The sequence below is a fragment of the Streptomyces sp. NBC_00820 genome (assembly GCF_036347055.1).
GTDB lineage: Bacteria > Actinomycetota > Actinomycetes > Streptomycetales > Streptomycetaceae > Streptomyces.
This window is the reverse complement of the sequence record NZ_CP108882.1, coordinates 4,074,878-4,089,217: the sequence shown is the minus strand read 5'-3', so window position 1 is coordinate 4,089,217 and position 14,340 is coordinate 4,074,878. Positions and strand designations below refer to the sequence as shown.

11 protein-coding genes, 2 tRNA genes and 1 pseudogene are annotated in these 14,340 nt (G+C 72.1%); 12 read left to right on the top strand and 2 right to left on the bottom strand.

Going from position 1 to position 14,340, the window contains the following annotated elements:
- Positions 1–247: 247 nt before the first annotated feature.
- Positions 248–754 carry an SSI family serine proteinase inhibitor gene (locus OIB37_RS18540; RefSeq protein ID WP_330461887.1) on the bottom strand — a complete coding sequence of 169 codons (507 nt, stop codon included), beginning with the start codon at positions 752–754 and terminating at the stop codon, positions 248–250.
- Positions 755–963: 209 nt separating this feature from the next.
- Between OIB37_RS18540 and OIB37_RS18535 the strand changes: the two genes are divergently transcribed.
- The 12 genes and pseudogenes from OIB37_RS18535 to OIB37_RS18480 all read left to right on the top strand — a co-directional run bounded on the left by OIB37_RS18535 (position 964) and on the right by OIB37_RS18480 (position 13,725).
- Positions 964–1,054: transfer RNA gene (locus tag OIB37_RS18535), tRNA-Ser, on the top strand.
- Positions 1,055–1,752: 698 nt separating this feature from the next.
- Positions 1,753–1,825 (top strand) — tRNA-Arg (locus OIB37_RS18530).
- Between the two features lie 178 nt (positions 1,826–2,003).
- Complete coding sequence (locus tag OIB37_RS18525) at positions 2,004–2,351, top strand: HGxxPAAW family protein (protein ID WP_330458713.1); 348 nt, start codon at positions 2,004–2,006, stop codon at positions 2,349–2,351.
- A gap of 107 nt (positions 2,352–2,458) precedes the next feature.
- Positions 2,459–3,556 (top strand): BRO-N domain-containing protein, encoded by a 1,098-nt coding sequence (locus tag OIB37_RS18520; protein ID WP_330458712.1) that lies wholly within the window; start codon positions 2,459–2,461, stop codon positions 3,554–3,556.
- Between the two features lie 200 nt (positions 3,557–3,756).
- Entirely contained in the window at positions 3,757–4,638 is an 882-nt protein-coding gene (locus tag OIB37_RS18515; protein WP_330458711.1) for a DUF2797 domain-containing protein, read from the top strand.
- A gap of 94 nt (positions 4,639–4,732) precedes the next feature.
- Entirely contained in the window at positions 4,733–5,116 is a 384-nt protein-coding gene (locus OIB37_RS18510; protein WP_330458710.1) for an antibiotic biosynthesis monooxygenase family protein, read from the top strand.
- Positions 5,117–5,216: 100 nt separating this feature from the next.
- Positions 5,217–5,957, top strand: a complete 741-nt coding sequence (locus tag OIB37_RS18505) for a response regulator transcription factor (RefSeq protein WP_330458709.1) — start codon at positions 5,217–5,219, stop codon at positions 5,955–5,957.
- Complete coding sequence (locus OIB37_RS18500) at positions 5,954–7,762, top strand: HAMP domain-containing sensor histidine kinase (protein ID WP_330458708.1); 1,809 nt, start codon at positions 5,954–5,956, stop codon at positions 7,760–7,762. The genes OIB37_RS18505 and OIB37_RS18500 overlap by 4 nt, the downstream gene beginning before the upstream one ends.
- 13 nt (positions 7,763–7,775) lie before the next feature.
- A pseudogene (locus OIB37_RS18495) lies at positions 7,776–9,014 on the top strand (glycosyltransferase); the annotation flags it as partial.
- A gap of 83 nt (positions 9,015–9,097) precedes the next feature.
- Positions 9,098–11,353, top strand: coding sequence for a glycosyltransferase family 39 protein (locus OIB37_RS18490; RefSeq protein ID WP_330458706.1), 2,256 nt, complete (start codon positions 9,098–9,100; stop codon positions 11,351–11,353).
- 53 nt (positions 11,354–11,406) lie between these two features.
- Entirely contained in the window at positions 11,407–12,807 is a 1,401-nt protein-coding gene (locus OIB37_RS18485; protein ID WP_330458705.1) for an MFS transporter, read from the top strand.
- Positions 12,808–12,930: 123 nt separating this feature from the next.
- The gene (locus OIB37_RS18480; protein ID WP_330458704.1) at positions 12,931–13,725 is read left to right on the top strand and encodes a TetR/AcrR family transcriptional regulator; all 795 of its coding nucleotides are present in this window, start codon (positions 12,931–12,933) and stop codon (positions 13,723–13,725) included.
- A gap of 125 nt (positions 13,726–13,850) precedes the next feature.
- On the opposite strand, the gene OIB37_RS18475 is transcribed toward OIB37_RS18480, so the two are convergent.
- The gene (locus OIB37_RS18475; RefSeq protein ID WP_330458703.1) at positions 13,851–14,321 is read right to left on the bottom strand and encodes a PPOX class F420-dependent oxidoreductase; all 471 of its coding nucleotides are present in this window, start codon (positions 14,319–14,321) and stop codon (positions 13,851–13,853) included.
- Between the last annotated feature and the right edge of the window lie 19 nt (positions 14,322–14,340).

The following is a 14,340-nucleotide window of genomic DNA, read 5'->3' as shown; positions in this document are numbered from 1 at the left end:
CAGGCGTGCGGACCTCCTCCAGAGCGGGTTCGGCGCCGTGCCACCCACCCCCTCGGCCACGCACCGGCTCCCCGAGACCTTCGCCGGACCTTTACGGTCACGGCGCTGATGACGGGGGTGATGGCGGCGCTGACGGCGGGGGTGAGGGCAGGGTGACGGTGGGGTGATGACGGGGGTGACGGCAGGGGTGATGTCGTGAGGGGGAGGAGGAGCGCCCCTTCCTCTCACGCCCTGCGTTCGCGTCCCCTCACGCGGACGCGTCGATCTTCGGCAGGAAGGGCACCAGCCGGTCCCACCGTCCGATCTCGCACCCGTTGCCGCGGTCGTACCGGGCGTCGACCGGGCGGCCGGCCCAGGTGCCGGTGACGTGGGCGGTGGCCGGACCGCCGTAGATCATGGTGCAGATGCTTCCGGGGGGCACCGGGGCGAAGGTGTCCTGTCCCCACCGCGTGTTCTCGTCGAGCACGCGGCAGGCCCCCTCCACGTTCGGGTGACGGCCGGCGGCGGGATGACAGAACACCTCGTACGTCCCGTCCCGCCCGGGCCCGGCCTGCCGGACGACGACCGTGAGGTGGTCACCGGCCCGGTCCTCCGTCCGAACGGGCGGAGGCATGACGGACGCGGGGGTGGAGGTGGGGATGGACGCGGACACGGCCGCGGCGGGTGCGGCGCCGAGGGCGGCCAGGGACGAGACGGCGGCGGCGAGGGACGACACGAGGACGTCCCGCGGGACGCCCGGCAGGAAAGAGACCATGGCCTGCCCAACGCGCACGCTCCCCGGACGTTGCGGCCTCACCCGGTGGCCCGGTCCGCCTCCGGTGTCCCCACCTGCCGCCTCGCCCGGCGAAGGCCTTTGCCCTGTGGCCCCCGCGCCTAGTACCGTGGGTGGCGATTGGTGACACCGCACTCGTCTGTGTCATCATCTGCACGCACCGTTCGCGCGCTCGCGGGAGTGGTTGTGCTGGAGGCGTCGCCTAGTCCGGTCTATGGCGCCGCACTGCTAATGCGGTTTGGGTCTTAAAGCCCATCGAGGGTTCAAATCCCTCCGCCTCCGCCCTTTGACTCAGGGAGTCCAACCGATATCGGCTGGGCTCCCTGAGTCGTTTGCGTGAGCAGCGCTCCTGGCGCGTGCCCCGCCCTTCCCGATCGAGGGCAACGGGACGAACCGTGATCGACTCCGGGTCCGAGTCCGGGTCCGACTCCTATCTCCTACTCCTACTCCGACTCGGCGGTCGCGGGAGTTGGCCGGGTGCGTGCCGCGACCGGAAACACCTGGGCAGGACGTGACCTGGGCCACAGCACCCCACGCGCTGGACGGTGAACCCGCCCTGCCCGCACCCACGAAGAGCCTTGCCCGGAGGGCTGCCCGGACCTGGTCGGTATCCAGCGGGTGCCAAGCGGTGATCCGGGAACGGGAGTTCGGGCCTGGCCGCCGACGCGAGGGACGGGCCACGGACGAGCGGGCAGTCCTCCCCGTCTGACGGAAGCTCCCGGTGATCGCGGATGCCGACTCAGATCCCTGGAAGCCGCGCAGGGGCTTGCCTTCGGCGCACAAAGGCCGGAGTGACCTGTCCCGCTCCGCCCTCCCGCATGGTTTCCGGCCGACGCCCGCGAGCCGCCGAATCGGCGTTTCCGCAGGTCAGAAGGGGTATGCCTAACGGATTTCACATGTCGGTGGCAGTCGTGTAATGTTCTTCTTGTCGCCGGGACGGGCCGAAAGGGCCGGAAACGGAGACAAAAACAAAAGAACAAGCACTCGTAGCTTAACGGATAGAGCATCTGACTACGGATCAGAAGGTTGCAGGTTCGAATCCTGCCGAGTGCACACAGACCGAAGGCCCCGGAGAGATCCGGGGCCTTCGGCGTTTCGCGTGCGGGCTTTCCGCGAGGCGGGTGCAATGGCGTCGTTCGCCTTGTCGTCCGTCTTCCTGAGTTCTCCGCTGCCTGGGATAGTCGGGCGTGCATCTCTCAGTCCACGAGACAGAGTCCTTGGGGGGCCGCTCATGAGTCTGCACGACGAGGGTCACACGATCGCCGGCTGGACCGGTTTCTGTATCGGCGCCGCCGGGAGCGGGCTGGCGGGGGCGGGGGTGTGCGTGGCCTCCTTGCCGGCCGTCGGAGCCGGGCTGGTGATCGCGGGGGCGGGCGTCCTGGTCACCTGGGCCCTCCATCTCGCCGGCTGGGGCAAGCCGCCGGGCGTGCGGCCCCGGGGGCAGTGGGGGATGCGGGTGCGGGACTCCCAGGCCCGGGCGGGACATGCCGGGTGCGTGGCCTGCCGGCTGGCGGGACGGGGGCGGGACAGCCGGTCGGTCGAGGTGGCGGGGGCTGCGGTGCCCGGGGAGGCCGGGTGACACCCGGTGCGGAATCGATACCTCTGACACCTATCGAGTGAATGTGCTTCCTCTGCACGGTAGTTGGGGATTTGCGTCCCTAGCTTCCGGGGTGGAGGTGATGCTCGATGTACGAGTACGACGACACGCAGTCGGGGCAGTCGGGGCAACCAGGACAGTCGGGGGAGCAGCGGCGGGACGCGATCGACGTCAACGACTTCGTGTTCGCGGCCACAGGGGCGCGGGTGCGGAGGCTGACAACGCCGGAGGGCGAGCACTGGTTTCCGGCGGCGGACGTGGCGGTGAATCTCGGCTACGCGAACACGCGGCAAGCACTCCTGTGGCACGTCGCGCCGGACTGCACCAAGCGGCTCGCTGAGTTTGCGCAAGGCGTCTATCCAGTAGACGCCTTGCGCAAACTCGCAGGTCACAGGCTGCAGAAGTCGATGAAGCTGGTCAGTCTGCGGGGTTTGATCGCCCTCGTCAGCGGCTGCACCAAGCCCGAGTGCGCACCCTTCAAAGCCTGGGTCTCCGAAGTGATCGCGACCGTCCAGCGCGACGGTTCCTACACTCTCGAGGCCGCCCCCGTGCAGCCCGCCCCGACCGGCGACACCGCGTACCTCATGCCGCAGCAGGTCGCCGACGCCATCGTCAGGCTGGAGGAGCGGAACATCCGGGCGGACGAGGCGCTGGCGGTCGCGCAGTCGGAGCGGATCGAGCAGATGCGCCGGGGCAACGAGCAGTTGGGCCGAGTCAACGAGAACCTGGGCCGAGTCGGCGAACATCTGGGCCGAGTCGACGAGAACCTCGGCCGTGCCAACGACCACCTGGGCGGCATCGACGCACGCCTCAGTGTCCTTGGTGCCCGCGCGGGCGGCCTGCAGGATGTGCTCGGGCGGATCGCCGACACCCTTGACGTGATCGCAGAGCGGCTGCGGCCGCCCGCTCCCGTGGCCGGCCCGCCCCCGGTGATCACACCGCAGCGGCTGCTTGCGACCTGGCGGGAGAAGAACCTGGTCGTCACCGAGGATGTGCACGCCGTGGCCGCCTACCTGGCGCCGGCGCTGGTGAGGGGCCCCGTTCCCTGCCGGCTGGAAGAGGTCGCCGGCCGTACGGGACTGACCCTCGACCGTGTCCACGACTGCGTGCGGATGCTGATCAAGCGGGGCTGCATGCGGCAGGTGGGCAGTGCGGCGGACGGGAGGCCGGTGTACGTGCTGCCGTAGGACCCGTCTTCCGGATCTTGCCGGGCGCCGCCTCCGTGTGCCGGAGGGACGGCCCGAAGAGGGACGACCCGAAGAGGAACGGCCCGAAGAGGAACGGCCCGAAGTCGCATCGCGAGGTTGCGGCTTCGGGCCGTTTCACACGCTACCGCGCGCCGCGGTCCACGTACCGCTGTCAGCGCCTCCTCGTACCCTCAAGAGTGATGGCACACGACGCACACGTATGGAAATGCTCCGGGCTGCGCTGGACGCCGGACGGGCCGCTCCTGCTCTGGGGCGGGGGACGGCGCAGCGCGCTGTCCCGGGGGAAGCGGGTCGCCTTCGCGGTCGTGGACGGCTCGGCGCGGGGGTGTGTCGGCGCGCGGGGGAACGCGTGCCCGGTGCGGGCGGTGGTGCCGGGGCGGAGTAAGGGGGCGCGGTGCGAGGAGTGCGCGCGGCTGGACCGGGCGCACTCCGTGGCCGCCGACACGATCGCGGACGACCCGCGGCCGTACCGCGTCTACCTGGCCTGGTTCGGCCCCGGCCTGGTCAAGGTCGGCATCACGGCCCTCGAGCGGGGTTCGGCGCGGCTGCTCGAACAGGGCGCCGTCTGTTTCAGCTGGCTCGGTACCGGTCCGCTGATGGCCGCCCGGCGCACCGAGGAGCTGCTCCGGGCCGCCCTCCAGGTCCCGGACCGGATCCCGTACGCCGTGAAGCGGGCGGTGCGGTCCACCCTGCCGGCGACCGAGGCCGAACGGGCGGCGGAGATCACGGAGTTGCACGCGCGGGCGGTCGACCTCGGCGGCTGGCCCGAATCGCTCACCCGTGAACCCTGCCAAGTCGTCGATCATGTCGGTGTGTTCGGGATCGCCGGCGCGGACCCTGCCGTCGGGGACGTGGTGGAGCTTCTCGCGGGCGGCCGTGTGAGCGGTGAGCTGGTCGCCGCCGCCGGACCCGATCTGCATCTCGCCGTCGCCGGGCGGGGCGTCGTCGTCCTCGACACCCGTCTGCTGCCCGGCTGGCGACTGGCCCCGCTGCGTGCGGGGCTCAGTGAAGTCACGTTGCCGGTCCGGGAGTTCAGGAGGGAGCAGGAAGGTCTCTTCTGATCCGGGCCGCCAAGGTCAAGACTTGGATCCCGTACGGATCCCTTTGGGCAAGGTCCATGGACCCGCTCCGGCGCCGGCGGACATCGTGGACGCCATGAGTGATCAGCAGGACAGTCCTGTCGTCCCCGGTCCGACCCCCGCCCTCCGACCCCCTTATTACGCAGTCGTGTTCACCTCCACCCGTACGGCCGACGATCCCGAGGACCCTGACGCGTACGACCGCACCGGTGCCCACCTCTCCCGCCTCGTGCGGGAGGTCCCCGGCTTCCTCGGCGAGGACTTCGCCCGCACCCCCGGCGGACTCGCCATCTCCGTCGCCTACTTCCGCGACCTCGCGGGGATCGAGGAGTGGCGGCGGCACCCCGACCACCTGGCGGCCAAACGGCGCGGCCGTGAGCGGTGGTTCGAGCGGTACACGATCCACATCGCCCGGGTCGAGCACAGCCACAGCCACGGTCACAGCCACAGTCACGGGTGAGCGGTTCCCAGGTGTTCCCTGAGAGTCACCTGTGCGTTTCTCAGGGAAATCACAGATTGAGGAAAGCCTCTTCTCAGAGGTCGCCGACAAGGTGGCCACCATGACGACGACCTCCTCCCAAGGACGCACCGAACTGCTGAGGCCGGACGGGAGCCCCGTCCGTGTGCTCGTGGTGGACGACGAACTGTCCATCACCGAACTGCTGAGCATGGCTCTGCGGTACGAGGGCTGGCAGATCAGGAGTGCGGGGGACGGGCAGGGGGCCGTGCAGACGGCTAGGGAGTTCCGGCCCGACGCCGTCGTGCTGGACATGATGCTGCCCGACATGGACGGGCTGGCGGTGCTCGGCCGGCTCAGGCGTGAACTTCCGGACGTGCCCGTGCTGTTCCTGACCGCGAAGGACGCGGTGGAGGACCGGATCGCCGGGCTGACCGCGGGCGGCGACGACTACGTGACCAAGCCGTTCAGCCTGGAGGAGGTCGTGGCCCGGCTACGCGGGCTGATCCGCCGGGCCGGGGCCGCGGACCGCCGCTCGGAGTCCGTGCTCGTGGTGGGGGACCTGACCCTGGACGAGGACAGCCACGAGGTGTGGCGGGCCGGGGACAGCATCCATCTCACCGCCACCGAGTTCGAGTTGCTGCGCTTCCTCATGCGTAACCCGCGCCGGGTGCTCAGCAAGGCCCAGATCCTGGACCGGGTGTGGTCGTACGACTTCGGCGGCCAGGCCAATGTCGTCGAGCTGTACATCTCGTACCTGCGCAGGAAGATCGACGCCGGCCGGGAGCCGATGATCCACACCCGGCGCGGGGCGGGTTACCTGATCAAGCCCGCCGTGGCATGAGCGGGCGACGACGGCCGCGTACGCGCAGGGGGCGGGCGGGACAGCCGCGCACCCTGCGGACACGGCTCGTCGTCGCGTCCGTGACGCTGATCGCCGTGGTGTGCGCGGTGATCGGCTCCGTGACCACGCTGGCCCTGCGCTCGCATCTGTACGAGCAGCTGGACGGCGGGCTGCACGAGGCGGGCAGGCGCCTGTCCGGGGAGTTCGCCCCGCCCGGCCAGGGAGAGCCGCTGGGCCAGGGCAAGCCGACAGCTCAAGGAAATGCGGCCGGGCCCGGCATCGGGCACACCGGCCGGTTCGGCGGCGAGAAGAGCCTGTCCGCATTCGTCACCCGCGGCCCACAGCCCCAGTTCACCATCGCGGCCGAGGTCGAGAACGGCAGTGCAACCGAGGGCGAGCTGGGCCAGAAGTCGGCCGCCACCCTCCAGATGATTGCCAGGTCCCTCGACGGCGCCCAGCTGGCCGCCCTCGACTCCGTCCCGCGGGACGGGCAGCCGCACACCGTGAGGGTGCCCGGGCTGGGTTCCTACCGGGTGCAGTACGCCCACGGCCCCAACGGCGACTTCTACGTCGGCATCCCCACCAAGGACACCGACGGCACGATCGGCACCCTGATCCTCATCGAGGTCAGCGTCACCGTCGCCGGGCTCGTCGCCGCCGGCATCGCCGGGACCGTCATCGTCGGCGTGGCCACCCGCCCCCTGCGCAGGGTCGCCGCCACCGCCACCCGCGTCTCCGAACTGCCCCTGCACAGCGGCGAGGTGAACCTCAGCGAGCGCGTCCCGGAGGCGGAGTGCGACCCGCACACCGAGGTCGGCCGGGTCGGCGCCGCGCTCAACCGCATGCTCGACCACGTCCACGACGCCCTGCACGCCCGCCAGCGGAGCGAGACGCGGGTACGGCAGTTCGTCGCCGACGCCAGCCACGAGCTGCGCACCCCGCTCGCCTCCATCCGCGGCTACGCCGAGCTGACCCGGCGCGGCCGCGAACAGGTCGGCCCGGACACCCGGCACGCGCTGGGCCGTATCGAGTCCGAGGCGGGCCGGATGACCCTCCTCGTCGAGGACCTGCTGCTGCTCGCCCGGCTGGACGCGGGGCGGCCGCTGCGGTTCGAGCGGACCGACCTCGTGCCGCTCGTCGTGGACGCCGTCAGCGACGCACGCGCGGTCGGCTCGGCCCACAACTGGCGGCTCGACCTGCCCGACGAACCGGCGCTAGCCCCGGCCGACGCGGCCCGCCTCCAGCAGGTGCTGGTGAACCTGCTGGGCAACGCCCGCACCCACACCCCGCCCGGTACGACGGTCACCGCGCGCGTGCGGCGTCAGGGGCCGTGGCTGTGCGCCGACGTCGAGGACGACGGGCCCGGCATCCCGCCCGAGCTGCTGCCGCACGTCTTCGAACGGTTCGCACGGGGCGACTCCGCACGCTCCCGCGCCACCGGCTCCACCGGTCTGGGGCTCGCCATCGTGCGGGCCGTCGCCGCCGCGCACGGCGGTGCGGTGAGCGTGGAAAGCGCCCCGGGGCGCACCGTGTTCATCGTCCGGCTGCCCGCATCCGACCCGGTCGCCCCCGCATCCGACCCGGCCTCCCCTGTCCCGAGCCCGGCCTCCCCTGTCCCGAGCCTGGTCGCACCTGTCCCGAGCCCGGTCGCACCCGTCCCGAGCCCGGCCACCCCCACCCCGCGTCCGGTCTCCGGAGCCGTCGGGCAGGTCTCCGGAACCGTCGGGCGCGTCTCCGGTCCCGGTGGGCAACAGGACTCACAGCCCCCGCACAGCGCCACCACACGGGTGCGACAGGGCAGTTGAGAAGAGTCGGTCCATGCGAACCGACTCTTCTCCCGGCGCCCTGCCGGCGCGGGAGCACCTGCCGGCCGAGGACGCCGGTACGCCCGTCCTGGACGTGGTGATCCCCGTCCTCAACGAGGAGAAGGACCTCGAACCGTGCGTGCGCGGACTGCACGCGCACCTGACACGCACCTTCCCGTACCCCTTCCGCATCACGATCGCGGACAACGCGTCCACGGACACCACCCCGCTGGTGGCGGACCGGCTGGCGGCGGAGATCCCCGAGGTCACGGCGTTCCGGCTGGAGCGGAAGGGCCGCGGACGCGCCCTGCGGGCCGTGTGGTCCGCCTCCGAGGCGCCGGTCCTCGCCTACATGGACGTCGACCTGTCCACCGACCTGAACGCCCTGCTCCCGCTGGTGGCCCCGCTGATCTCCGGCCACTCGGACCTGGCGATAGGCTCCCGGCTCTCCCGCGCCTCCCGGGTGGTGCGCGGCCCCAAGCGGGAGTTCATCAGCCGGGCCTACAACCTGATCCTGCGCGGCTCGCTCCAGGCCCGCTTCTCGGACGCGCAGTGCGGCTTCAAGGCGATCCGGCGCGAAGTGGCCCAGGTGCTGCTGCCGTTGGTGGAGGACACCGGCTGGTTCTTCGACACCGAGATGCTGGTGCTCGCCGAACGGGCCGGGCTGCGCATCCACGAGGTGCCGGTCGACTGGGTCGACGACCCACAGTCCACGGTCCGCATCGTGCGGACCGCGACCGACGACCTCAAGGGCGTGTGGCGTGTCGGCAGGGCCCTGGCCGGCGGCTCGCTGCCGCTGGACCGGCTCACCCGGCCCTTCGGCGACGACCCGCGCGACCGCGAGATCCAGGACGTGCCCAGAGGGCTGGCCAGGCAGCTCGTCGGGTTCTGCGTGGTCGGCGGTCTGTCGACCCTCTTCTACCTGCTCCTCTACAGCGGCTTCCGGCAGTTCGCCGGTTCCCAGACCGCCAACGCGCTCGCCCTGCTCGTCGCGGCCGTCGTCAACACGGCCGCCAACCGCCGCCTCACCTTCGGGGTGCGCGGCCCCGGCGGTGCCGTACGGCACCAGGCGCAGGGCCTGGTCGTCTTCGCCGTCGGACTCGCCCTGACCAGCGGCTCGCTGGCCGCCCTGAACACCGCCACCCGCGCCCCCGCCCACTCCACCGAACTGGCCGTCCTCGTCGCCGCCAACCTCGCCGCGACCGTCCTGCGCTTCCTCCTCTTCCGCGCCTGGGTCTTCCCGGAGAACCGGTGACCGGAGAACCGGTGAATCAGAGAGCCGGTGAGCCGGTGAACCCGCCGTACGTCCACGAGTCCGATCAGGGAGACCCCCCGATGACCACCCATTACGACCCGTCGGCCCCGCAGGGCAGCCCGCCCGCCGGGGCGCCGCCCACCGCGTCCGTGCCCGGTGAGCCCGTGCGGGCGTCCGTCGTACGGAGGCTGTGGCGCGGCCACCCCGAGGACCCGCGCTGGGTGCGCCCGGCCTTCCTGGGTCTGCTGGCCGCCACCCTCCTGCTCTACCTGTACGACCTCGGCGCCTCCGGCTACGCCAACTCCTTCTACTCGGCGGCCGTGCAGGCGGGCAGCAGGTCCTGGAAGGCGTTCTTCTTCGGCTCGCTGGACGCGGGCAACGCCATCACCGTCGACAAGCCGTCGGCCTTCCTGTGGCCCATGGAGCTGTCGGTCAGGATCTTCGGCCTGAACGCGTGGGCGATCCTCGTCCCCGAAGTCCTCATGGGGGTCGGCTCGGTGGCGGTCGTGTACGCCGGTGTACGCCGCCGGTTCGGCCCGGTGGCCGGTCTCGTCGCGGGCGCGGTGCTCGCGCTCACTCCGGTCGCGGCGCTGATGTACCGGTTCGACAACCCGGACGCGCTGCTGGCCCTGCTGATGGCGCTGGCCTGCTACTTCGTCGTACGTGCCGTCGAGGACGGCGGGACCAGGTGGCTGGTGGGGGCGGGTGTCGCCATCGGTTTCGCCTTCCTCGCCAAGACCCTCCAGGCGTTCCTGATCCTGCCGCCGCTGGCACTCGTGTACGCCGTCTGCGGTCCGGTACGGCTGCGCAGGCGGCTGGCGCAGCTGGGTCTTGCGGCCCTCGCGCTCGTGGTGTCGGGCGGCTGGTGGGTCGCGGTCGTCGAGCTGTGGCCGGCGTCCTCGCGTCCCTACGTCGGCGGCTCGCAGAACAACAGCTTCCTGGAGCTGACGTTCGGCTACAACGGGCTGGGCCGCATCAGCGGCGACGAGACCGGAAGCGTCGGTGGCGGTGGCGGTGGGGGCGGTGCCAACGGCTCCGGGCGGTGGGGCGAGACCGGCTGGGACCGGATGTTCGGCTCCGAGGTCGGCGGCCAGATCTCCTGGCTGCTCCCGGCCGCGCTGATCCTGCTGATCGCGGGCCTGTGGGCCACGCGCGGACTGCGCCGCGCGTCCGTCACGCGCGCCTCGTTCCTGGTGTGGGGCGGCTCGCTGCTGATCACCATGGCCGTCTTCAGCTACATGGCGGGCATCTTCCACCAGTACTACACGGTCGCCCTCGCGCCCTACGCCGCCGCCGTGACCGGTATGGGCGCCGGGCTGCTGTGGGAACGGCGGAGGGAGACCTGGGCGGCTCTCACCCTGGCGGCCTCCGTGGTGGCCGCCGGCGTGTGGGGGTACGTCCTGCTGGAGCGCACCCCCGATTACCTGCCCTGGCTGCGGTGGCTGGTGCTGGCCGGTGGCCTGGTGGCGGCGCTGGGGCTGGTCTTCGCGGGCCGGCTCTCCCGCCTCCTGGCGCTCACCACGGCGTCGGTGGCCCTCGTGGCCGCGCTGGCCGGTCCCACGGCGTACACGCTGAGCACCGTGGACTCCGCGCACACCGGCTCCATTCCGACGGCGGGCCCGGCGGGCGCGAGCGCGATGGGCTTCGGCGGCGGCCGCCGGGGCGCGGGCGCCGACGGCGGACCGCGGGGCGGCTTCGGCGCCCCCGGCATGCCGGGCCAGGGTCAGGGTCAACCGAACGGGAACGGGGGCATGCCCGGCCAGGGCCAGGGACCCGGGCAGGGCTTCCCCGGCGGCGGAACACCGGGCCAGAACGGCACCCCGCAGGGCCAGGGCCAGGGCAACGGCCGGGCCAACGGCTTCCCCGGCGGCGGCTTCCCCGGCGGCGCTGTGCCCGGCGAGGGCGGTCGTACGGGTGGTCCCGGCGGTGGCGCCGGCGGCCTGCTGGACGGCGCGAACGTCTCCGCCGCGGCGAAGAAGCTGCTGGAGAAGGACGCCGGGCGCTACACCTGGGCCGCCGCGTCCATCGGCTCCCAGAACGCCGCGAGCTACCAGCTGGCCACCGGTGACCCGGTGATGGCGATCGGAGGCTTCAACGGCACCGACCCGTCCCCGACGCTCGCCCAGTTCAAGAAGTACGTGACCGACGGAAGGATCCACTACTTCATCGCCGGCGGCGGCATGGGCGGCATGGGCGGCGGCATGGGCGAGGGCGGCCGCGCGGGCGCCGGCAGCGGTACGGCCTCCCGGATCACCTCCTGGGTCGAGAGCACCTTCACGAAGGTGACGGTCGGGTCGGCCACGTTCTACGACCTGACGCGAGCGTCGGGCACCTGACCCCCGGCCAAAATAGCCGTACACCGTATAGCAGGTCCTATACGGTGTACGGCATGTCGCGTACGACCCCTGCCGCAGGCCATCCCCAGCGCTGGCTGATCCTCGGTGTCATCTGCCTCGCCCAGCTCACCGTGCTGCTGGACAACACCGTCCTGAACGTGGCCATCCCCTCCCTCACCCGCGCGCTGCACGCGGCCACCTCCGACATCCAGTGGATGATCAACGCCTACTCCCTGGTGCAGTCCGGCCTGCTGCTCACCGCGGGCAGCGCCGCCGACCGGTACGGCCGCAAGAAGATGCTGATCGCGGGGCTCGCCCTGTTCGGGATCGGCTCGCTGGTGGCCGGACTCGCCGACACCACCGGCCAGTTGATCGCCGCGCGGGCCGGCATGGGCGTCGGCGGGGCGCTGCTGCTGACCACCACGCTCGCCGTGGCGATGCAGATCTTCGCGCCCGAGGAGCAGCCGAAGGCGATCGGGATCTGGAGCGCGGTGAACTCGCTGGGCTTCGCGGCCGGCCCACTCATCGGCGGCTTCGTACTGGACCACTTCTGGTGGGGCGCCATCTTCCTGATCAACATCCCGGTGGCGGCGCTGGGCGTGGCCGCGGCGGTGGTGCTCGTACCGGAGTCGAAGAACCCGCCCGTGAGCGGTGGCCGTCCGGACCTGCTCGGCGCGCTGCTGTCGACCGTCGGCATGGCCTCGCTGGTGTTCGCGGTCATCTCCGGTCCGCGGCACGGCTGGACCTCGCCGCGGGTGCTCGGCGCCGCGGGTGTGGCGGTGGTGGCGCTCGGTCTCTTCGCGCTCTGGGAGAGCCGGACCGAGGAGCCGATGGTCGACCTCCAGTTCTTCCGGAACCGCAGGTTCACGGGGGCGGTCGCCGGGGCCGTGCTCATCACCTTCGGGATGGGCGGGGCGCTGTTCCTGCTGACCCAGCATCTGCAGTCCGTCCTCGGATACGGCCCGTTGGAGGCCGGACTGCGCACGGCACCGCTGGCGCTGTCGGTCGTCCTGCTCAACTTCACCGGGCTGTCGGCGAAGTGGGCGGCGCGGCTGGGGACGCCGGTGTCGATCGCGCTGGGCATGGTGGTGATGGCGCTCGGGCTGGTGTCCATCGCGGAGCTGGACTCCGGTGGGTACGCGGGGACGCTGCTCGGTCTGGTGCTGATCGGGGTGGGGTGTGCGGTCGCCAACCCGGCCATGGCGCACGCCATCATGAGCGCGATCCCGCCGGAGAAGGCCGGAGTGGGGGCCGGGATCAACGGCACGCTGGCCGAGTTCGGCAACGGGCTCGGCGTGGCCGTGCTGGGGGCCGTGCTCAGCTCCTCCGTCGCCTCGGGGAAGTCCCTGGCGTCCGGGCTGGGGGCCGGGCAGCTGGTGGGGGCCGTCGCCGTGCTGGTCGGGGGGTTGCTGGCGGCGGGGCTGCTGCGGCGCGCGGAGCGGGCGGCCGCCTGAGAGCCGGGGGCAGGGGCGGGCGCGCGGCCGCGGGTTCACCGTGGCCGGTAGCGCGGTTCCCTCCGCCCCCCGGACGGCGCCTAGCATCGTGAGGGATGGCCGGAGTTCCAGGAGGGTGCGTCGATGGCGAAGGCGGGTGCGGGGGCGGCGCGGGGCAGCGTCTGGCTGGACGCGAAGGACCGGCACGACCGGCACGACCGGCAGGAGCGGCAGGACCGGCGCGGTGGGCGCGGCGGGCAGCCCTCGGGGCTCGACCGGGAGCGGATCACCGCGGTGTCCGTACGGCTGCTGGACGCCGACGGGCTGGAGAAGTTCTCCATGCGGCGCCTCGCCGGCGAGCTGAACGTCACCGCGATGTCCCTGTACTGGTACGTCGACACCAAGGACGACCTGCTCGAACTCGCCCTGGACGCGGCCTTCGGAGAGCTGCCGCTGCCCGACCTGGAGGACCCGGACGCCGGCTGGCGGGACCAGCTGCGCGGGCTGGCCGCCGAGTACCGGGCGCTGCTGGTGCGGCACTCCTGGCTGTCCCCGCTCGCCGGGCGCTTCCTCAACATCGGCCCGAACTCGCTCGCGTTCTCCCGGGTGGTCCAGCGGGTGGTCCGCCGCACGGGACTGCCCGCGCACGGGGTGACGGGGGCGATCTCGGCCGTCTTCCAGTTCGTGTACGGCTACGGCACGATCGAGGGCCACTTCTTCGCCCGGATCGCGGACACGGGACTGAGCGCGGACGAGTACTTCCAGCAGGCCATGAGCCTGGTGTCCGAGGCCCTGGGGTCCGCCGAGGTGTACCGGGAGTCGAGGGACATCATGGCGGCCCGGGGCGGGGACACGGTCGCGGAGATGATGGACCGCGACTTCGTCTTCGCCCTGGACCTGCTGATCGCCGGCATCGAGGCGATGGTGGCCCGCGGCTGACCGCTGACCCCTGACCACCGGCCGCCGCCCGCCGCCCCCGGCCACCGCCCGCCGCCCCCGGCCACCGGCCGCCGCGCCCGGCCGACGGCCACCGGCCGCCGACCGACCGCCAGGCGCCCGGTCGGCTACTCCTCCTCCGCCAGGCGGGCCGGGAAGCCGCCGGTCGCCACGGGTCCCCACCGCTCCGGTGTCACCCGGATGATGGACTTGCCCTGCTTGACCATGGCCTGCCGGTACTCGTCCCAGTCGGGGTGCTCGCCGGCGATGTTGCGGTAGTACTCGACCAGGGGCTCGACGGAGTCGGGGGCGTCCACGACCTCGGCGGTGCCGTCGATCTGGACCCAGGGGCCGTTCCAGTCGTCGCTCAGGACGATCAGGCTGACCCGGGGGTCGTTCCTGGCGTTGCGGGTCTTGGCGCGCTCTGGGTAGGTGGACACCACGATGCGGCCCGAGTCGTCCACGCCGCAGGTCAGCGGGGAGCCCTGGGGGCTGCCGTCGGCGCGGCGGGTGAGCAGGATCGCGCGGTGGCGGGGGCGTACGAAGTCCAGCAGTCCGTCGAGGGATACACGGGTGTTCGTCGCGATGTGGGGTGCCATGGCCGCAGCGTAGAGCGCG